This is a genomic window from Terriglobus roseus (assembly GCF_900105625.1).
In the GTDB taxonomy this organism is placed as follows: Bacteria; Acidobacteriota; Terriglobia; order Terriglobales; family Acidobacteriaceae; genus Terriglobus; species Terriglobus roseus_B.
Window position 1 is genome coordinate 2,173,915 of record NZ_FNSD01000001.1, and the last position, 19,660, is coordinate 2,193,574.

At 61.1% G+C, this 19,660-nt stretch carries 15 protein-coding genes; 9 read left to right on the plus strand and 6 right to left on the minus strand.

All coding sequences use genetic code 11. The features are described from left to right. Positions 1–119: 119 nt before the first annotated feature. Positions 120–923: a GntR family transcriptional regulator gene (locus tag BLW03_RS08965; protein ID WP_074653484.1), complete on the plus strand. Its 804-nt coding sequence runs from the start codon at positions 120–122 to the stop codon at positions 921–923. Positions 924–965: 42 nt separating this feature from the next. On the opposite strand, the gene BLW03_RS08970 is transcribed toward BLW03_RS08965, so the two are convergent. The 4 genes from BLW03_RS08970 to BLW03_RS08985 are packed head-to-tail and all read right to left on the minus strand — an operon-like array spanning position 966 to position 6,743. Continuing rightward, positions 966–3,269 (minus strand): family 20 glycosylhydrolase, encoded by a 2,304-nt coding sequence (locus BLW03_RS08970; protein WP_083350425.1) that lies wholly within the window; start codon positions 3,267–3,269, stop codon positions 966–968. A 25-nt stretch (positions 3,270–3,294) separates the two neighbouring features. Then, on the minus strand, positions 3,295–4,461 hold the full coding sequence (locus tag BLW03_RS08975) for an N-acetylglucosamine-6-phosphate deacetylase (RefSeq protein WP_074653485.1): 1,167 nt from the start codon (positions 4,459–4,461) through the stop codon (positions 3,295–3,297). Next, the gene (locus BLW03_RS08980; RefSeq protein ID WP_074653487.1) at positions 4,458–5,222 is read right to left on the minus strand and encodes a 6-phosphogluconolactonase; all 765 of its coding nucleotides are present in this window, start codon (positions 5,220–5,222) and stop codon (positions 4,458–4,460) included. The genes BLW03_RS08975 and BLW03_RS08980 overlap by 4 nt, the downstream gene beginning before the upstream one ends. A 42-nt stretch (positions 5,223–5,264) precedes the next feature. Continuing rightward, on the minus strand, positions 5,265–6,743 hold the full coding sequence (locus BLW03_RS08985; RefSeq protein ID WP_074653489.1) for a sodium:solute symporter family protein: 1,479 nt from the start codon (positions 6,741–6,743) through the stop codon (positions 5,265–5,267). 364 nt (positions 6,744–7,107) lie between these two features. Here BLW03_RS08985 and BLW03_RS08990 point away from each other — a divergent pair, with 364 nt between their 5' ends. Beyond that, positions 7,108–7,479 carry a response regulator gene (locus BLW03_RS08990; RefSeq protein ID WP_170834999.1) on the plus strand — a complete coding sequence of 124 codons (372 nt, stop codon included), beginning with the start codon at positions 7,108–7,110 and terminating at the stop codon, positions 7,477–7,479. A 15-nt stretch (positions 7,480–7,494) separates the two neighbouring features. On the opposite strand, the gene BLW03_RS08995 is transcribed toward BLW03_RS08990, so the two are convergent. Next, a complete protein-coding gene (locus BLW03_RS08995) occupies positions 7,495–9,117 on the minus strand; it encodes a ribulokinase (protein WP_074653492.1) in 1,623 nt (540 codons plus the stop codon). 151 nt (positions 9,118–9,268) lie between these two features. Here BLW03_RS08995 and BLW03_RS09000 point away from each other — a divergent pair, with 151 nt between their 5' ends. After that, positions 9,269–10,543 carry an MFS transporter gene (locus BLW03_RS09000; RefSeq protein ID WP_074653494.1) on the plus strand — a complete coding sequence of 425 codons (1,275 nt, stop codon included), beginning with the start codon at positions 9,269–9,271 and terminating at the stop codon, positions 10,541–10,543. Here BLW03_RS09000 and BLW03_RS09005 read toward each other — a convergent pair whose 3' ends face one another. Then, complete coding sequence (locus BLW03_RS09005) at positions 10,544–11,308, minus strand: GntR family transcriptional regulator (RefSeq protein ID WP_244502020.1); 765 nt, start codon at positions 11,306–11,308, stop codon at positions 10,544–10,546. Positions 11,309–11,411: 103 nt separating this feature from the next. Here BLW03_RS09005 and BLW03_RS09010 point away from each other — a divergent pair, with 103 nt between their 5' ends. The 6 genes from BLW03_RS09010 to BLW03_RS09035 are packed head-to-tail and all read left to right on the plus strand — an operon-like array spanning position 11,412 to position 19,509. Further along, the gene (locus tag BLW03_RS09010; protein WP_074653495.1) at positions 11,412–12,497 is read left to right on the plus strand and encodes a sialidase family protein; all 1,086 of its coding nucleotides are present in this window, start codon (positions 11,412–11,414) and stop codon (positions 12,495–12,497) included. An 11-nt stretch (positions 12,498–12,508) separates the two neighbouring features. Next, complete coding sequence (locus BLW03_RS09015; RefSeq protein WP_139285156.1) at positions 12,509–13,402, plus strand: dihydrodipicolinate synthase family protein; 894 nt, start codon at positions 12,509–12,511, stop codon at positions 13,400–13,402. Next, positions 13,399–14,985, plus strand: coding sequence for a fucose isomerase (locus BLW03_RS09020; RefSeq protein ID WP_074653498.1), 1,587 nt, complete (start codon positions 13,399–13,401; stop codon positions 14,983–14,985). The genes BLW03_RS09015 and BLW03_RS09020 overlap by 4 nt, the downstream gene beginning before the upstream one ends. A 33-nt stretch (positions 14,986–15,018) precedes the next feature. Next, the gene (locus BLW03_RS09025; protein WP_170835000.1) at positions 15,019–16,575 is read left to right on the plus strand and encodes a sugar ABC transporter ATP-binding protein; all 1,557 of its coding nucleotides are present in this window, start codon (positions 15,019–15,021) and stop codon (positions 16,573–16,575) included. Next, entirely contained in the window at positions 16,572–17,531 is a 960-nt protein-coding gene (locus tag BLW03_RS09030) for an ABC transporter permease (protein ID WP_074653499.1), read from the plus strand. Before BLW03_RS09025 ends, BLW03_RS09030 begins: the two co-directional genes overlap by 4 nt. Then, positions 17,521–19,509 (plus strand): ABC transporter permease/substrate-binding protein, encoded by a 1,989-nt coding sequence (locus BLW03_RS09035; protein WP_074653501.1) that lies wholly within the window; start codon positions 17,521–17,523, stop codon positions 19,507–19,509. Before BLW03_RS09030 ends, BLW03_RS09035 begins: the two co-directional genes overlap by 11 nt. The last annotated feature ends 151 nt before the right edge of the window (positions 19,510–19,660 follow it).

Consider the following 19,660-nt stretch of genomic DNA (forward strand, 5'->3'; position numbering starts at 1 on the left):
TGAAGACGGAATAAATTTTAGGTGACATTTACTGAAATATCAGTATTGGGCAGTAGTGTCAATTGGTTATTTTGCGGCCATCTCGCGGCGGACGCAGGATTAGACTGGGGCTGAATCCTATGACCGTCACCACTCACGTCCCTTTCGGCGCCAGCCTCTCGCACGAAGCCTATCTACAGATTCGCGAAAAGATCCTGCGCGGTCAGATTCCCATGGGTGGTGTGCTCTCGCGCCGCCAACTGGCGGAAGAACTTGGCATGAGCTTCCTGCCCGTGACGGAAGCGGTACAGCGCCTTGAGAGCGAAGGCCTGGTGGAGAGTAAGCCGCGCGTGGGGACGCGTGTCCGCATTCCTACGCCCAATGACATTCGCGATCGCTACATCATCCGCGAGGCGCTGGAAACGCAGTCCGCCAGGCTGTTCTGCGAGCGTGCCAGCCAGTTGGAACGGCGTGGCCTGCAGGACATGGCACATCGCCTGGATGAAGAGGCAGGTCGTGTTTCGCCGGATCCCTCGTCGCAGTACGCCTATCAGTCTTTCCACCTGCAGTTCCACATGCAGATCGCGCATTGGGCTGGCAGCACCCTGCTCTGCGAGATGTTGGAAAAGAATCAATTGCTCGTCTTCAACTGGCTCTTCGACATCAACGCAGAGTCGTCGATGCCCGCGGGCCGGCATACGGAACTCGCGACCGTACTCACAGGCGATGATCCGGACGCTGCAAGCCTCGCCATGGGCAATCACATCCGGTGGGGCATGAGCGAGATCCAGGAAGCGATTGCGCGGCGATTCAGTGTGAGCCTCCCGCCCATCGGCCGAATGGCGCGTGAGACACCCGCGTCGCAGCGAGCAGCAGTTGTAAAGCCAAAGAAACAGACCGCGAAGAAGGCTGCAAAGAAAGCCAGCAAACGTAAGTCCGCATAGCGCCGTCAGGAGGAGCAATCCTGCTCCTCCTGACGGAGATCACTACCTGGGCGTCGGCTGGATGTAGTTCAGCAGCCACACCGTGCCAGGATCTTCTGTGTTCTCCACTGCAAAGCAGAGATCGTGAACTCCCGCTGCACCCGTGATCGCCGCAGGCGGCAATGTCACGACGCCATCCTTGCGCCAGGCTGGTGCGAGAGGCACAGTGGTCAGCACTGGCCCCTTGCAGCTGTCCACATGCACCGCGACCTTTGCTGTGGTCATGGTGCTGATGGGGGCTGGCATGGGTCGGCTGCCGGAACGGAAGATGTACGGGATGCTGCCCATGCCCAGGGTCACGCCATTGAAGCGATCCAGGTCGGCCTTGCGATAGATCCAGCAAGGATTCGAATAAACAACGCGAAAGACGGGCCGCTCTGCATTCCGTGGTGGATCCTGTTCCATCTGGATTCCGGCAGAACCGGTGCAGGCATCCAGTTCGCGGCTGTCACGCCGCATGGTCGAGGCAAGCGTGATCTTCTGCGTCATGGGCAGGCCGAGCGCCGTGGTGCCATCGAACGCAAGCGCATGGACCTCGGACGGTAGAGAGATCTGCAGATCGCCGTTGAAGACCGGTGAGGTCTTCTTCACCGGGGAGCCATCCAGGGTGTAGTGGATCTCGCCCAGGTTCCCTTGCGTCGCCAGTTGCAGGCTCGCATGATCACCGGCACCGGTGGGAGTAGCGTGTGCCTGCACTTCAAAGACGCTGAGTGCCGGCTTCACACCGGCATCCTCAGTGCGTTGCAGATCTGCGGGCAGCCGGTGCAGAAAGTCCTTGTAGTCACGACGGCCGTCCGGCGACCAGGCCATCTCGGCGAGCGCTGCAGCGCGTGGAAACAACATATGCTGAACACGATCTTCGGTCAGCACATACTCACTCCAGATGGAGCCCTGCACGCCGAGTACATGGGCCTGCTCGGCCGTTGTAAGGACCGCAGGCAGCGCCTTGAAGTTATAGACATCAGCCAGTGAATTGACCGGATCGCGACCCGCGGTTTCGTCCGTCGCATCGCTCTGGCGATAGTTGAAGTACAGCGGGCGGTTCGGCGTCAGGATGGCATCATGGCCCTGCTTCGCGGCCGAGACGGCTCCTTCGATACCGCGCCAGGACATGACGGTGGCATTCGGGGAAAGTCCACCCTGCAGGATTTCATCCCAGCCCACCAGCCTGCGGCCGTGCGCGTTGATGAATTTCTCCATGCGTCCCATGAACCAGCTCTGCATGGCATCTTCATCATGAATGCCGAGCTCCTTCATCTTTGCCTGGACGGTCGGGTTCGACTTCCACTGATCCTTCAAAGCCTCGTCGCCGCCAACGTGGATGTACTCACCAGGGAAGAGGTCCATCACCTCGGTCAGCACATTCTGCAAAAATTCAAACGTGGCATCGTCCGTATTGAAAAGTGTGGGATAGATTCCCCAGCCCACCGGCATCCCCGGAAGCCCCTTCGCGCTGCCCAGTTCCGGATAGGCCACCAGTGCCGCGGTGGCATGGCCCGGCATCTCGATCTCAGGCACCACCGTGATGTTGCGCTCCTTCGCGTAAGCCACTACATGGCGGATCTGGTCCTGCGTGTAGAAACCACCATAAGGACCTGTCGGCGCGTTGGAACCAGCCTGCCAGGGTGGCATGGTCTGCGGGCGGAAGCCGCCAACCGACGTAAGTTTCGGGTAGCGCTTGATCTCGATGCGCCAGCCCTGGTCTTCCGTAAGGTGCCAGTGGAAGGTATTGAGCTTGTGCTCCGCCATGTAGTCGAGCAACTGCAGAATGAACTGCTCGCTCTGCATGTGGCGCGCTGAGTCCAGCATGATGCCGCGCCAACGAAACCTGGGGCCATCTTCAATGTGAACTGCGCTGATGGATCCCGGCGCATGGGCCATCATCTGCCAAAGGCTGATCGCGCCATACAGATAGCCGGCACGGCTGCCCGCGGTAATGGTCACGCCGGCTGGGGTGACATCGAGCGCGTAGCTTTCGTCATCACCACCCTTCTCAGGTCTGTGCGCCTCACGATGAACGAACGTAAGCTGCGGCGCCTTCGTCTTTTCGCCTGTAAGCAGAGCAGGCGTGTGCGTTGTTGCGAGCAAGCCCTGCAGATAGCGCGTTACGGAACTCGCATCAACATCAGACGTCGTCGCACGAACCGCAAGGCCACGCCGAAGGTCAAGTGTTCCTGACGATGCTTCCACACGCGCAGGCGCAGGGATTACTGAGTTGGCAGTCTGTGCCTGCGAAGTAGCAAAGAGTGAAAGCGAACAGAAAGCGACCGGCAAGAGTGCGTGTTTGGTGCGAGATATCGTCTTCAATGCGTTCTCCCTCAGGGTGCGTTCTTCAGTTGTTCTGCAATGCCGGCATGGAGCGGCCTTCTACAAGTACTTCGACCAGATGGAACGTGCCGTCTTCAGCGGACCAACGGAAGATCAGCAGGTCCGCGGACGAACCGACAGCGAGCGTTCCGCACTGCGCATTTAAGAAATTTGCAGGATTCGCAGTAGCCATGCGCACTGCGTCTCCCAGCGAAGCGCCCTGCAGCCCGGCAACGCGGGTAAGGGCGTCTCTGAGAGCGATGCCGGAACCGGCCAACAGGCCCGTATCGCGCATGCGGATCGAACCATCCCCGCCGACCACGACGTCACCGCCGATGGGTGAGCGATACAGTCCCGGCGCGCTACCAGCAAGCGCAACAGAATCCGATATCAACACGGCCCGCTCAACCCCCTTGGCGCGCAGCATGACGCGAAGGACATCGGCAGGCAGATGGACTCCATCCGCGATGATCGTTGCGGTCAGGCGATCCTCCGCAAGCTGTGTCCAGATCGGGTTCGGATGACGCGGCAGCTCTGCCGCAATGCCATTGCCCAGGTGCGTCGAAAGTTGTGCGCCGGCATCCACCGCCGTACGAATCTGTTCCGGTGAAGCATGTGTGTGACCCAGCGCCACCACGACACCACGATCGCAAAGGGCACGGATGTAGGCCGCAGCCTCCGGCCAATGCGGCGAGAGCGTGACCAGCTTGATCAGGCCGCCCGCGGCTTCTTGGAACTCTTCGAACTCCGCCAACGACGGCGGACGCACGTGCTCCGCAGGATGGGCACCGCGATATCCGTCGATCGGCGAAATGCTCGGCCCCTCCAGGTGCACGCCCGGCACCGCATGGGCAACGAACGCGGAGTTGCGACGGGCTTCTGCAATGGTTCGCAGTCGAGACAGCATCTCTGCAGGTGAAGCTGTGATCACCGTCGGAAGATACGTCGTTGTGCCAACCGACGCGAGCAGTAACGTGAGCCGTTCCACCGCTTGCGCATCGCAGGCGGCATCGTTCAGGTCGATCCCGCCATAGCCGTTTACCTGTAGATCAACGAGACCGGGCGCCAGCCACAGGTCATCGACATCGCCGCTATACGGGCAGATAGACGTGACGCGCGTATCTACGACCTCAACTTCGATGGACTCGAGTGTGAGGGGATCGCGACCACGGAGATGGCGCACGGTGCTCACCGTTGTGACAATCCTGCGGCAGATTCCGCGTCGAGATAGACAGTGCAACCAGCGTGCGTACGCAGGATGGAAGCAGGGCATGACGGATCGACTTCGCCGGTGAAAGCACGCGTGACGGCTGCCTCTTTCAGCTTGCCCGGCACACAGCAGAACAATTTGTCTGCCCGCAACAACCGCGGGATAGAAAGCGTCACGGCGTGGGTCGGCACATCCTCCAGGTTAGGAAAGAGCCCCTCCTCCACCTGTTGCACGCGACTCAAACGATCCAGCTCCACGACGCGAACATCTTGAGGCTCGTTGAAATCCGCAGGCGGATCGTTGAAGGCAATGTGTCCGTTCATGCCGATGCCCAGGCAGACGATGTCGATAGGATGCTGCGACATCAGCCATGCGTACTCTTCGGAGCAACGCTCAGCATCTATCCCTGGATCGATCAGGTGGACAGCGTGCAGCTTGACCTTCCCGAAGAACTCGCGCGTCAACCATGCTCCGAAACGTTGTGGTGCATCGGCCGGCAGGCCCGTGTACTCATCCATGTGAAACGCTTCCACACGATCCCAGTCGATTCCTTCTGCCTGTGCGAGCGTTCGCAGCATCTCACTTTGGCTGGGTGCCGCGGCAAAGACCACGCGCACCACCGGCTGCGCGCGAAGGCGTGCGCGAAGCTCCCCCGCAACGTCTGAAGCGGCGAGTCGCCCCATCTCCTGGGCCGTGGCTGAAACGTGAAGGACTGGCTGCCGGACTGGCGTGATCACTGTCATACGTGCTTCTTCAACCTTGAAAGAGCGTCTCGGGACGCCCGGTTAGCGCATGACCGTGAGCAGGTCGTCGGCGCGTGGATTGTGGACCGGACGCAACACGCCGGTGAGGATATAGACAAAGAGCGAGACCATGACGGGACCACCCACCGCCAGCATAAGGCTGCCACCGTTCCCGTCCATGCTGGCAGGTATCAACCAGCGAATCGCGGCAAAGGCAACCACGCCGGAGAGCCATGAGGTGATGGCAGAGAACGCTCCGCATCGCGCGAACAGCGGCAGCATACCCAGCAGCATAGGGACAGCAATAGGACCAACCAGGGCACCGTACCAGAGAAGGATCAGTCCGAGCACACCACCCATGTGGTTCGCAAGCAGGGCGATCACCATGCTGCCGCCCAGGAAGAACAGCGTGCACAAACGGCCTGCCAGCAGTTGCTGCTTCTCCGTCGCGAGCAGCCGCTGCGGCAGAAAGGCCGGCGCAATATCCCGCACCACAACAGCAGAGACGGCATTCGCATCGGACGACGTCATCGCCATGGAGTGCGCGAACAATCCCGCGAGGACCAGTCCGACCAGGCCGGCAGGCAGGTACAGTTGCGCCATCGTCGCATAGCTCTGCGAAGGGTCTCCAATGTGCGGCAGCAGCAGCGGTGCGGCCCACATGGGATAGAACAGCACCACCGGCCACACCAGGTATAAGACAGCGGAAAGCTGCGCCGATCGCCGCGCGGACGCTTCGTCCGGGGATGCCATAAAGCGTTGTGCCAGGCTCCAGGTTCCACCGTTGTAGGACAGAAAGTTGACCAGCAGATACGTCAATGCAAAGCCCAGCGTGTACTGCCCGTGGAAGAACTGGCGATGCTCGGGCGGCAGCCGGAACCACATGCCACTGACCGCAGACACTCCGCCCAGCCGGTACAGCACCACCGCACACATGGCGATGCCAGAGATCAACTGGATGATGAATTGGCTCAGGTCGGTCGCCGCATCAGCCCACAGGCCACCCATCACGGAATAGATGAGCGTCACGCCGCCGGTCAGCAGCACGCCCCACTTCAGGTCCACATGCGCAAACATCTGCAGCAGTAGTGCCGACGCCGTCCACTTGGCGCCGACGTCAAAGATCTTCAGCAGCGACCCGCTCAGCGCGAGGCAGAGCTTGGTGCGATGCCCATACCGTACAGTCAGGTATTCCAGCGGCGAGATCATGCCGGTATGCACGCGCAGCCGCACCCACCGTGGCGCAAACACAAACGATCCAATCAGCAGAGCCAGCGCGATGCTGCAGGCCCACCAGATGTAAATGCTGAAGCCATCGGAATAAGCAATCGCCGCATAGCCCACGAAGACAGCCGCGCTGTAGCCCGACATATGGTGCGATATCCCGGAGAGCCACCATGGCATCTTGCCGCCGGCTGTGAAGAAATCGCGGGCATTCTTCACCTTCCGGCGGATGCCAATCCCAACCGCCAGCATCAGCAGAAAATAGAGAGCCAACGCCACTTGGTCGAGAGTTCGCATAATCTCCAGGGAACGGCAGTACTACAACACTGATACATACTGATATATCACAAGGAAGTGACAATGGTGCGGGGCGTTTCTCTGCACCGCAACGTCACATCGTCGCTCGGCCCCTGGGAGAGCAGTTCCGCACTCTCCTGCTTGAGGCCTGCAGCCGGACTCCGGTCGCCGATCTCCTTGAAACGCTTTGCGGGTCTAGCAGAATCAACAAGTTAGACATAGCTAATCCAACGGCATGGAAGAGGTCACCAGTTCGATCCCGGTCAGGTCCGCCAACCTCCTTCAAAACTTCACGCCAGGGTCCCGGACCTCATGGGTATCGTTCGGACTGGCGCCCCATGAGCCGTCGTGCATCCAATACTTCATGACTCCCCGCAGGCCATCCGTCGTCATCATCAACGACCACATCGACACATGCACCGGCCTGGCCGAATTGCTGGAGCTTGATGGGTTTGAGGCGTATTCCTGCTTTAGCGGTGTGGAAGGTTTGTACCAGGTCACGATTCGCACCCCCGACGCGGTCCTGCTGGACATGAATATGCCGGGCATGAGCGGTTTAGAGGTATGTGCCGCCATCCGCAACCGGCAATCCATCGCGAACACCGCAATCGTCTTCCATTCCGGCGAACAGAAGCCGGCGAACTTGGACGGTGCCGACGCGTTCCTTACCTACCCAGTCCCGCTGGACATCCTTGCCGCAGTCCTTCGCGCCACCATCAGCAAACGCAGCGCATAGCTGCCGCTCGTCGAATCAGGATCCGGAGCCTCCCTTGGAGTCCGGTTCTCCTTGCGCGACGCCTTTCGCAACCTCCCGCAGCCTCTTCAATTTCGGCAGCACATGACCGAGGGGCCGAGACGGCGCATTCGACAGCCCCATGGACTGATAGATATCCAGATAGAGCCGGAAGAGTTCTTCCGCGCGCGCTGCTTCGGCTGGCTGCGGTTCAATGACCTTGTACGGCAGGCAGAGAGCGTCCTGCGCCGTCGTGATGTTGGGATAGGCTCCCGCCGCCTTCATCGCGAAAATGACCGATCCAAGACTGGTAGGCACGCCGTCCGGCACCAGCACCGGTTTATTCAGCACGTTCGCATAGACCTGGTTCAGCACGGCGCTGTTCTGCGGAATACCGCCCCCATTGATGACACGGCGGACCGGTACACCATGCTGCGCCATGCGTTCCAGGATGATGCGCGTTTGAAACGCGGTGCCTTCGATCGCGGCGAAGAGTTCGTCCTGCGGCGTGCTGCCAAGGTTCCAGCCAAGCGTGACACCGCCCACGTCGGGATTCCCCAGTACCGTGCGATCGCCGTTATCCCAGCACAGGCGCAACAGACCCGTCTGTCCAACGCGGTAATTCGCAATACCTGCGGCAAGTTCCCGGACGGTCGTGCCGGCTCGGCGAGCGATAGCGTCGAACATGTCTCCGACGGCGGGTATCCCGGCTTCCACACCGGTCATGGCAGGATCCACGCTGCCGGGTACAACGCCGCTGACACCCGGGATCACGTGGCGGTCGCTCATGACGGCAATCACACAGGTGGAGGTACCGACGACGTTGACCACATCGCCCTCGCGACAGCCTGAGCCGATCGCGTCCCAGTGCGCATCGAGCGCGCCCACCGGGATCGGGATGCCCGGTCTCAGTCCGAGACGTTTGGCCCACTGCTGTGTCAGATCTCCATAGATCTCGTCCGATGCGAGGAACGTGCCGGCGATCTTATCGCGGATGCCAGTCAGCAGCGGATCCACAGAGACAAAGAACTCCTCCGGCGGCAGACCACCCAGCGATGCGTTCCACATCCACTTGTGTCCCATGGCGCAGACGCTACGTTTCAGATCCTTTGGCGAGGTGACGCCCGTGAGCGTCGCAGCGACCATGTCGCAGTTCTCCAGCGCCGTTGCAAAGCGCTCGCGCTTGGACAGGTCGGCATGACGAAGCCAGTGCAGCACCTTCGCGAAGCCCCACTCGGGCGAGTAGAAGCCACCGCTCCAGTGGATTGCTTCGAGGTTGCCAGCGTGTGCCGCCGCCGTGATCTGTTGCGCTTCCACTGAGGCCCTTGTGTCGCACCAGAGGTAGTACTCGTCCAACGGCTGCATCGCTGCATCCACCATCAATACGCTGGACCCGGTGGCATCGATGGCGATGGATGCGACCTGATCGCCATCGATCCCCGCAGTTTCCAACACATCGCGGCTGGCCTTTGCGAGCGCGTCCATCTGGTCGGCGTGTGACTGCGTGGCATAGGCGCCGTCATTGGCGCGGCGATGTAACGGATACTCTGCTGTGGCCGTACCCAGGCGTCCGCGCTCCGAGTCGTAAAGCGTGACGCGAACGCTCAGTGTGCCAAAGTCCGCGCCCATCACGATCGCCATGCACCGTCTCCTTCATTGAGCCGGCAACGTGTGCGGCATCATGAGCATGCTACCCGTGCCTCGCCGCGCCTGTCGAGATTGCATACTTATGTCGACATAGCGTATTCATCAGTGACAGCCCTACCATGGCATCACGACACGGAGACGCAGCGTGGCACCCGCGAAAGTCATCGCCATCGACGCACCACTCGCCCATAAGGCAGGTCCTGGCAGCTACCGATGGTGGCTGATCGCCATGTTGTGGTGCGTCTGTTTCTGCAATTACGCAGACCGTCAGGCGATCTCCTCCATCTTCCCGTTGCTGCGCAGCGACCTGTCACTGAGTGATCTGCAGCTTGGCATCATTGCTTCATCGTTCATGTGGATGTACGCGGTCGCGGGACCGGTTGCGGGATGGCTTTCCGACCGCGTCTCACCGCGCAGTGTCATTCTTGGCGCATTGATCTTCTGGTCTGCAGTAACAGCCGGCACCGCGGTCTCTCACAGCTTTGGGACGATGGTTTTCTTTCGCACACTGGGCGGCCTGGGCGAGGCCTTTTACTTCCCTGCCGCAATGGCGCTTATCGGCCTCTATCACTCGACTGCGACGCGTTCCCGCGCCATGGCACTGCACCAGTCGAGTGTTTACGCCGGTACCATTGGCGGTGGCGCTCTGTCAGCCGTCATCGCGCAGAGCCACGGCTGGCGCACTTCGTTCGTCGTCTTTGGGGTGGCCGGCGTGCTGCTCGGTGTAGTCTTACTGCTGTTCCTGCGCAGACCGCCCGCACGCGCACTCAAGACGGAGACCACCACCGATCAAAACTTCTTTCACGGCGTTCGTGATGCCCTGCGTTCGGGCCGCGTGATCGCGCTGATCGTCGTCTTCATCGGTGCGAACTTTGTGGCAGTCGTCTTTCTCACGTGGCTGCCAACCTACCTCTACACAAAGTTCCACCTGAGCCTGGCACACGCGGGCTTCAGCAGCACGGCATACCTGCAGATTGCATCGGTCCTGGGCGTACTGCTGGGTGGTGTGCTGGCCGACAAGTTTGCCATGCGTCGCGTGGGCGGACGGCAGATGATCCAGGCATTCGGTCTGCTGATGGGTGTGCCCTTCATCTTCCTCACGGGCTGGTCACTCACCATGGCTGGACTCATCGCAGGCATGATCGGCTTCGGCTTCTTCAAGGGCATGTACGACGCGAACATCTGGGCCTCGCTCTACGACGTCATCCCTGTTGAGCGGCGCGGCGTGGCAGCCGGCACCATGAATTCACTCGGCTGGCTTGGAGGCGGCTTCGCGCCCATCCTCATCGCGACCGCGGCAGGACGCTTCGGCATGAGCGCCTGCCTGAGCGCGACCTCAGCGATCTATCTCTGCCTTGGATTAGTGCTGCTCCTGCTGGTTCGGAACATGCGGCGATCGGAGGACGTACTGCCCGCATAACTACATGCGAAAGTGCGCGGCGCGATCCAGCGCGGCAAGATGGTTCTCGCGCTCCCAAAGATCAAACTCGTCCAGGCGCTCCCGTCCGCTGGCCTGGATATGTTCGCCGAGTAATCGCTTGGCCTCATCCTCATCGCCCTTCAACACGGCCTGCAGGATACTGCGGTGGTGCTTGTGGATGCGCTCAAGTTCATCGCGCCGATGGCCGCTGCGCTGGATGGCGAAGATGCGGATCATCAGACGGGTGTCATTCACTACCTTCAGGATGCGTGCGTTCGAAGCCAGGCGGATGAGCATGGCATGAAAGCCGAGATCTGCCACTGCGAAGCGCTTCATCTGCTCCGCATTCAGTTCCACCTTGCCGCTCGTTTTCAGCTCCTTCAGCAGGGTTTGCGTCTCATCCAGCAGGCTCTCCAGCTTCTGCCTATCCGCAGGACGAACCCCCTCGCGCGCCGCTCGTCCGACGGCGAAGACTTCCAGTGCCTCGCGCAGTTCGTAGAGGTCGATGATGCTCTGCCGTGAGAGTTGCGTGACGACCAGTCCACCGCCCGGGCTGAGTTCCAGCAGACCCTCTGCCAGCAACTGCCCTGCGGCCTCGCGGACCGGCGTACGGCTGCTGCCCAGTTCCTTCGAAAGGGCAAGCTCCGAGAGCAGCGATCCGGCCGGCAGATCGCCCGACGCAATCTTTCCCTGGATCAACTGGTACGCCTTCATTCGTACGGACTGGCTTGGACCGGGATGGTGCGTGCTGGAGCGGCGCGGCATGGAAGCAGTCTAATGCAGCCCTGCCAGAAAATGCAGCGAACTCGGTGAAAGGTGGATTTCGTATGTCGACATACGATCCGCAAATTTGCTAGAGTCGTCCTCGATGAGACTCTCGTTCGCACTTTGCAGTGCCGCCCTCTCGCTGTCGTTCGTGCTTCCCACCGCAGGGCTGTGCCAGGCGCGGGCCGTTGAGCCGACGAAGCAATTCATCTATAAAGATGCGCCGTTCCCGTCCGCCCATGCGTCGACGATTGTCGAGGTTGGCAAAGGCGAGTTCCTTGCCGCATGGTTTGGGGGCACCAAGGAGAGCGCGCCGGATGTTGCCATCTGGATGTCGCGCCGATCTGCGGATGGCACATGGTCCGCGCCCGCAGAGATGGCGCGCGAGCCCGGCACGCCTACGTGGAATCCCGTTCTGTTCCACGCGAAGACAGGTCGCCTGTGGCTCTACTTCAAGTACGGCCCCCATCCCGCCGAGTGGACGGCCGCGCGACGCTACAGCGACGATGACGGCAAGACCTGGTCGCAGGTGGAGCACCTGCCTGCTGGCGTTTATGGGCCCATCCGCGCCAAGCCTTATGTCGCACCGGACGGCACCATCATCAGCGGCAGTTCCGTTGAGAGCTATCACTCGTGGTCGGTATGGGTCGAGCGCAGCACCGATAACGGGATGACGTGGACGCGCACCGGCCCCATCACACTGCCGGAGCTGCTGAACGCTCCATCGGCAGCACTGGACCCGGACAAGGCCATCGGACTGATTCAGCCAACGGTGATCCCCATGAACGATGGCAAGCCAGGGATGCACCTGCGTCTGTACATGCGGTCGTCGATCCAGATCCACAAAATCTGTGTCTCCGATTCAACCGACGGCGGCAGGACTTGGACCGATGCGCGCAAGCTGGACGTGGATAACCCCAACTCCGGCATCGACATTGTTCGCCTGAAGGACGGCCGCTTCGTCCTCCTCTATAACGACACGCCCACGGGCCGAACGCCGCTGAATCTGGCCGTGAGCAAGGATGGCGATCACTTCACGAATTTCGCCGTCGTTGAGAATGAGACACCCGGCGAATTCTCTTACCCTGCATTGATCCAGGGGACCGACGGCAACCTGCACATGACCTACACGTGGCAGCGTAAGACCATTCGCTACGCAACATTTCCGCTGGCATCGATACCGCGGTGAAGGATATCTCCATGACCCGGTTTTCTGGTGTTTACGCTGCACTTCTAACGCCCCGCAACTCTGTCGGCGAACTTGACCTTGCGTCATTCCGCGGACAGCTTACGACTCCATGCGCAGACCAACTGGCAGGCTATGCCGTGAACGGCGCGACCGGCGAGTTCACCATCAGCACCGTGCAGGAGCTGTCAGAGATCGTGATGGCGACGCGCGATGCCGCGCCGAACGCACAGATCCTGTGCGGCATTGGTGCAGGCGATGTGCGGTGCGCCGTAGCACGTGGCCACGCTGCGACCGACGCCGGTGCAGACGCTGTATTGCTGCCCATGCCGGCGTTCTTCCCCTATCGCCAGGACGACCTGCGCGCCTTCTGCATCGCCGTTGCGTCAGAGCTTTCGATCCCTGTACTGCTCTACAACCTTCCGCAGTTCACCACCGGCCTTACTGTCGATACGGTGCTCTCTCTGCTGACATCCGGCAGTAACATCGTCGGCGTGAAGGATAGCAGTGGGTCGCTCGATATCGTGCGCGCCATGACCGAGGCACAGGTCAGCGGGGCACGCATCATCGGCAACGACAGCGCGCTCTGCGACGCGATGGAGCAGGGGCTTTGTGATGGCGTGGTGTCCGGTGTGGCGTGTACGCTGCCGGAGCTGATGACATCGCTCTTCGCAACAAAGGGACACGGCAAGGAGTTCCGCCAATACCGCGACCTGCTCAACGAATTCATCGACCAGTTGGGAGCACTCCCGACGCCGTGGGGTCTGAAGGTGACAAGTGCGGTGCGGGGGTTCTCAAGCGAGAGCTATCCCTTTCCGCTCTCAAGCGAACGCGCCGAAGAAGCGGCGGTGCTGCGCGGATGGTTCGTGGACTGGATGAAGACGGCAACAGAAGCAGGTGTGGCATGAGCAGGATCTACCTGGTCACAAGCGGCGATCTCCGCCAGAGCGCAAACGAAGTCTGCTGGCCCGCGCAAGCTGAACTTGAAGCCGCGCTTGCAAAGGCTTTTGCGGCGGCAGGACATGAGCTAGTCCGCGCATTCCCCGTCGACGCGAAGCTGGGCCATGGCTTCATCAGCAGCCAGCGCATGGGGATGGATGTCTTCGCAAAGATTCCACCGGACGCTCCACTGGTCTTCGCAACAGCCGCATGGCAGTACACGCACCACGTGTTACCGGGCATGCGGTCGCATCGCGGGCCGATCCTCACCGTCGCCAACTGGTCGGGCCAGTGGCCGGGGCTGGTGGGCCTGCTGAACCTGAATGGATCACTCGTGAAGGCGGGCGTGGCTTTCTCGACGCTTTGGAGCGAAGACTTCACCGACGACTTCGCTCTGCGTGGTTTGAGGGACTGGATAACAACCGGCAGGCTCGCGCATGACCTGTCGCATGTAACGCCACTCGCATCCTCGGCCCTCCCTGCAGAAGCGAGGACGCTCGGCGATGATCTTGCGCTGGATCTGCAGACGCGCAAGATCATCCTCGGCATCTTCGACGAAGGCTGCATGGGCATGTACAACGCCATCATCGACGATGAGCCGTTGAATCGGGCGGCCTTCTTCAAGGAGCGGCTCAGCCAGTCGGCCCTCTACGCTCGTATGCGGACCATCACCGACGCAGACGCACAGGCCGTACGCACATGGCTGGATACGAAAGGCCTGAAGTTTAATACCGGCACCGACGAAGCAACGGAACTTACCGACGCGCAGATTCTCGCGCAGTGCCGCATGTATGTGGCGTCGGTGCGCATCGCGGATGAGTTTGGCTGCGACAGCATTGGCATTCAGTACCAGCAGGGTCTGAAGGACCTGGCACCCGCTTCGGATCTGGTGGAAGGTTTGTTGAACAATCCGGATCGCCCCCCGGTCTTCTCTGAAAACGGACGTGAACTCTTCGCTGGAGACGCGTTGCCACACTTCAATGAAGTGGATGAGTGCGCGGGGGTGGATGGCGTGGTGACGAACCGCGTGTGGAAGGCTCTTGGCCTTGATCCGTCGACAACACTGCATGACGTTCGCTGGGGCAAGACGTTTGGCGATGATTTTGTATGGCTGTGGCAGATCAGCGGCGCTGCGCCTGCAAGCCACTTCATCGGTGGCTACGCAGGCGCTGAGAGTGATCGCCAGCCGCCCATGTACTTCCCACTGGGCGGCGGCACACTGAAAGGCATTGGACGGCCGGGCGACATCGTCTGGAGCCGCGTGTTCGTCGAAGCAGGAGCACTGCATATCGATATGGGCCTGGCAAAAGTAGTGTCGCTTCCCGCCGACGAGACTTCCGCACGTTGGAATGAAGTGACGCGGCAATGGCCCATGGTGAGCGTGGTAACGGAGGGCGTTGGACGCGATGCCTTCATGGCGCGCCACCGTGCAAACCACGTCAGCATTGCTTACGCCGGCAGCCGCGACCAGGCGATGCATGCGCTGCAGACTAAGGCTGCGATGTGTGCCGCGCTCGGCATCCGCGTAAATCTTTGTGGTGTGACGGTGTAGGCAGTCTCGACGGGAAGGAAACCAGCCACTAGGATGGCTGCACAGGTTTCCGGCCTCCGCATGAGTTCTGAACTTACGCACCCCGAACACGCTGAAGTCCTGCGCGCAACTGCGTTGACGAAGTCCTACGCCGGCGTGCGCGCGTTGCGTTCCGCGTCGCTGGATCTGCGGCGTGGCGAAGTGCATGCACTTATCGGCGAGAACGGCGCAGGCAAGTCCACGCTGACCAAGATCATCACGGGTGCCATTACCGCAGACCATGGGGACTTGCACGTCTTTGGGGAGCGGGTCAGGGAGAACGACCCTAACCGCTCGCGCGAACTTGGCATCTCTGCCATCTATCAGCAACCATCTATCTTCCCGGATCTGTCCGTCGCAGAGAACATCGCGCTGGCCCTGGAACAGGGCCGCAGTGGCTGGACGGTTCACTGGAAGTCGCGTCACGCGCGTGCCGGGGAACTGCTCGCATCGATGGGTGCTGACATTGATCCGTCACGCCCCGCACGCACGCTGAGCATGGCGGAGCAGCAGCTCGTCGAGATCGCCAAAGCCATCGGCGCGGATGCGAAGATCCTGCTGATGGACGAACCGACCGCTCTGCTGAGTGACCGCGAGACAGACAACCTGTTCGCACTGATCCGGAAGCTGCGTACGAAAGGTGTTGCCATCGTCTACATCTCGCATCGGTTGGAAGAGATCCTCTCTATCGCCGACCGCATCACGGTACTGCGTGATGGCGAGACCATCGCCGTGTGCGACGCGTGTGATGTAAATAAGGCCCAGCTGATCCAGTTGATGGTGGGCCGTGAGGTCGCGTCGGTCTATCCGAAGCGGCCCGTGCCGCTTGGCGATGTCGCTCTTGAAGTACGTGGTCTGTCGCTTGCCTCTGCAGGTCTTCGCAACATCTCGTTCCATGTACGCAGCGGCGAGATCCTCGGTTTCGCCGGTCTTGTCGGATCGGGCCGGACGGAGCTTGCCCGAGCGCTCTTTGGCCTGACGCCTTCGTCGACCGACATCTTCGTGCATGGCTCTCCCATCCGCATCGACGACCCAAGCGATGCGATCGCTGCGGGCATCGCCTATCTTCCCGAGGACCGGCGGCAGCATGGCGTGGTCCTGGACATGCCCATCGCACAGAACATCTCCATGGCTGACCTGCGCGAAGTATCGCGGCATGGTCTGATCCGTAGCGACAAGGAAGACGCGCTCGCGACCGGTTATCGCGACAACCTGCGCATCAAGGCGGCCAACATCCATGCGCCTGCCGGTACGTTGAGCGGCGGCAACCAGCAGAAGGTGGCTCTGGCGCGGTGGCTTGCAATCCATCCGAAGATCATGATCCTGGATGAACCGACGCAGGGCGTCGATGTGGGCTCGAAGTCGGAGATTCATGAGCTGATCATGGGCCTTGCCGAGCGCGGTATGGCGGTCATTCTGATCTCGTCTGAACTGCCCGAGGTGATGGGCATGAGCGACCGCATTGCAGTCTTCCACGCGGGCACCATCGCAGGCTTTGTCGAACGGGAACACGCTACGCAGGAACGCATCATGGCGATGGCCTTTGGCCATGCGGTGGAGACCGCCGCATGAAGCAGTACACCCGCGAGATCGCCATCGGCATCACCAATGTCCTGCTGCTCTTGCTGCTGGCCACGACGACGCATGGCTTCTTCACCGCCGACAACATTGCCGACCTCTTCCTCGCAAACATGCCGGTGATGCTGATGGCGCTGGGCATGACCGCGATCATCGTCACGGCTCAGATCGACATCTCCATCGGATCGATCTTCGCGTTATGCAGCATCGTGGCTGGGATCAGCGCCCGCGCCGGCTTGCCATCGCTTGCCTTCCTGCTCATTGCAATTGCCGTGGGTGCAGCCTGTGGTGCTTTGAACGGGGCGTTGACCGCTTATGTCAAAGTGCCTTCCATCGTCGTGACCCTCGCAACGATGGTGGCGCTGCGCGACGGTCTCCGCTGGGGCACACAGGGAGCGTGGGTGGGAGATCTGCCTCCAGGCTTTCTGCGTTTCGGTATCGGTCAGAGTGCGTACACGCTCCTGGTCCTGCTACTCACCGTGCTGTTGACGCTCGCCTCCGCCTGGGGCCTGCAACATCTGCGTGCAGGCCGCGCCGTCTTTGCGACGGGATCGAATGAGGCCGCGGCCACACAGCTTGGCATCAACACAAAGCTGGTTGTCTTCTCTGTCTTCACACTGACGGGGGCGCTCACCGGCCTGGCCGCAACATTGAACGCCGTGCGCTTTAACCAGGTACCAAGCAACAGCGGCCTTGGGCTTGAGATGAAGGTGATCGCAGCCGTCGCGGTGGGTGGCGCGGCCATTACCGGCGGCTCAGCCACGATCACCGGAACGGTGCTGGGCGTGATCCTGCTTGGCACCATTGGTCCCGCGCTTACGTTCCTGGGTGTCAGTGCTTATTGGGAGAAGGCTTTGCAGGGCGCGATCATTCTGCTTGCAGTCAGTGCCAATGCGTTGAGCGCCTACCGCCGGCGCAGAACCGCCGTGGAGGCGCCCGTTGCCGCCTGACACTCATCGCAAACCATTGCTCTCAACAGGCGAGTCAGCGCTGCTGCTTGCGCTGATCGCTGAAATTATCTTCTTCGCGTCGGCCGCACCGAGCTTTGCGTCGTTCGGAAACTTCTTTGAAGTCCTGCGGTTTTCCGTGGAGCTCGGTCTGTTGGCCGTTGCACTCACGCCCATCCTGATCACCGGCGGCATCGATCTCTCCGTTGGATCGACCATCGGCCTTACGGCTGTGCTCTTCGGTGTGATGACGCAGGCAATGCATCTGCCGATGCTCGTTGCCGTGCTACTGTCGTTGCTGCTTGGTATCGCAGCGGGAGCGCTGAATGCCGCACTGATTGCGGGCCTGCGGTTGCCTGCGCTGATCGTCACGCTCGGCACGTTCTCGCTCTATCGCGGCATCGCGGAAGGCATCACACACGGCGCAGTCAGCTTCACCGGTTATCCCGCGGGCTTCCTGCACTTCGGCCAGGGTTACTTCTGGAAGCTGGTGCCGGTCCAGTTGCCGATCTTCCTTCTGGTTGTGATCGCGTACGGCGTCCTGTTACATCGCTCTGTCATCGGGCGATCCCTGTATGCCATCGGCTTCAATGCGGAAGGTGCGCGCTATGCGGGCCTGCCCGTGCGTCGTCGGCTTGCGTTGATCTATGTGCTCTCGGGAGTTGTGGCATCGCTCGCCGCGATCATCTACGTCGCGCATCTTGGACTGGCGAAGAGCGACCTTGGCACCGGCTATGAGCTGCAGGCAATCGCAGCCGTTGTGCTCGGTGGCACGTCTGTCTTCGGTGGACGGGGCACCATCTTCGGATCGATGCTGGGACTGTTCTTCCTGTCGGTACTGCAGAACGGCATGCACCTGATGGCGTTGCCGTCGGAACTGTATGGCGTCCTCACGGGCCTTCTCCTGCTGTTGATCGTCTCTGCAGACCGACTGCGCACGAGCGCTGCAACCAAGCCGGACGAACTGACCGTGACGACGAGCCGCAGGCCGATCTACGCCATCGTCGCAGTTCTCGCAGTCGCGGGCGTCATCTTCGCGCTCCTTCATCGCGGTCACGCGGGCGGCAGTGGAGGCAAGCAATTAACGATTGCCGTCATGCCGAAGGCGAAGGGCGATCCTTACTTCATCAGCGCGCGCGCCGGTGCCGAAGAAGCAGCGAAGGAACTTCACATCAACCTGATCTGGGATGGGCCTACGAGTCTGGACGCATCCCAGCAAAACGAACTGGTGGAGAACTGGATCACGCGCGGTGTGAATGCCATCGTCGTTGCTGTAGAGAACAAGGGCAGCATCAGCACGGTGCTGCGCAAGGCGCGCGCACACGGGATCCCGGTGATGACATGGGATGCGGATGCGCAGACCGATGCGCGCGACTACTTTCTGAACCAGGCCACGCCGGAGGGTATCGGCACATCGCTTGCCGACGAGGCCGCTCGGCTGATGCCGCAGGGCGGACAGTACGCCATCGTGACCGGCGCACTGAGCGCAGAGAATCAGAACGACTGGATTCGCAACATCAAGGCACGCGTCGCAGCAGCGCATCCGAACCTGACGCTCGCGACCATCCAGCCCAGTGATGACGATCGCGATAAAGCCTTCAACGCAACGCAGACGATCCTGAAGGCCTATCCGCAGGTGAAGATGATCATCGCCATCTCAGCACCTGCGGTGCCCGGCGCGGCGGAAGCCGTCACGCAGTCCGGCCGCACAGGAGTGGATGTCATCGGACTCTCGCTGCCGTCGATCTGCCGCGCGTATATTCATGCCGGATCGGTGCAGACGATCTTCTTATGGAACACACGGGACCTTGGCTACCTCACGGTCTATGCGGGCGCGCTGAAGGCCCAGGGAAAGATTGCACCGGGCGCAACGTCGGTGCATGTCGGCCGCCTTGGAGACTTGAAAGTCCGCGGCAGCGAGATTGTGCTGGGCGTGCCGCTGAAGATCGACAGGAGCAATGTGGACCAACTGAAGTTCTAGAGGTTGCGCTCATGGCGCATCAACGCGGTCGCCAAGGGTGAATGCGGGTTCTATAATCGCGGCGTTGCGGTATGAGACGAACCTATCGTCCATGCGCTGAAAAGGCGTGGCGGGAGAACGTTAACGCATTTGGCGTCCGGGTGACCGGACG

What these genes read in the sequence shown, in the direction of transcription:
- BLW03_RS09015 (WP_139285156.1), top strand. Translation starts at nt 12,509, where the DNA reads ATGACCCGGTTTTCTGGTGTTTACGCTGCACTTCTAACGCCCCGCAAC.
- BLW03_RS09025 (WP_170835000.1), top strand. Translation starts at nt 15,019, where the DNA reads ATGGCTGCACAGGTTTCCGGCCTCCGCATGAGTTCTGAACTTACGCAC.
- BLW03_RS09030 (WP_074653499.1), top strand. Translation starts at nt 16,572, where the DNA reads ATGAAGCAGTACACCCGCGAGATCGCCATCGGCATCACCAATGTCCTG.
- BLW03_RS08965 (WP_074653484.1), top strand. Translation starts at nt 120, where the DNA reads ATGACCGTCACCACTCACGTCCCTTTCGGCGCCAGCCTCTCGCACGAA.
- BLW03_RS08985 (WP_074653489.1), bottom strand. Translation starts at nt 6,743, where the DNA reads ATGCGAACTCTCGACCAAGTGGCGTTGGCTCTCTATTTTCTGCTGATG.
- BLW03_RS09005 (WP_244502020.1), bottom strand. Translation starts at nt 11,308, where the DNA reads ATGCCGCGCCGCTCCAGCACGCACCATCCCGGTCCAAGCCAGTCCGTA.
- BLW03_RS08990 (WP_170834999.1), top strand. Translation starts at nt 7,108, where the DNA reads ATGACTCCCCGCAGGCCATCCGTCGTCATCATCAACGACCACATCGAC.
- BLW03_RS08995 (WP_074653492.1), bottom strand. Translation starts at nt 9,117, where the DNA reads ATGGCGATCGTGATGGGCGCGGACTTTGGCACACTGAGCGTTCGCGTC.
- BLW03_RS08980 (WP_074653487.1), bottom strand. Translation starts at nt 5,222, where the DNA reads ATGACAGTGATCACGCCAGTCCGGCAGCCAGTCCTTCACGTTTCAGCC.
- BLW03_RS09010 (WP_074653495.1), top strand. Translation starts at nt 11,412, where the DNA reads ATGAGACTCTCGTTCGCACTTTGCAGTGCCGCCCTCTCGCTGTCGTTC.
- BLW03_RS09020 (WP_074653498.1), top strand. Translation starts at nt 13,399, where the DNA reads ATGAGCAGGATCTACCTGGTCACAAGCGGCGATCTCCGCCAGAGCGCA.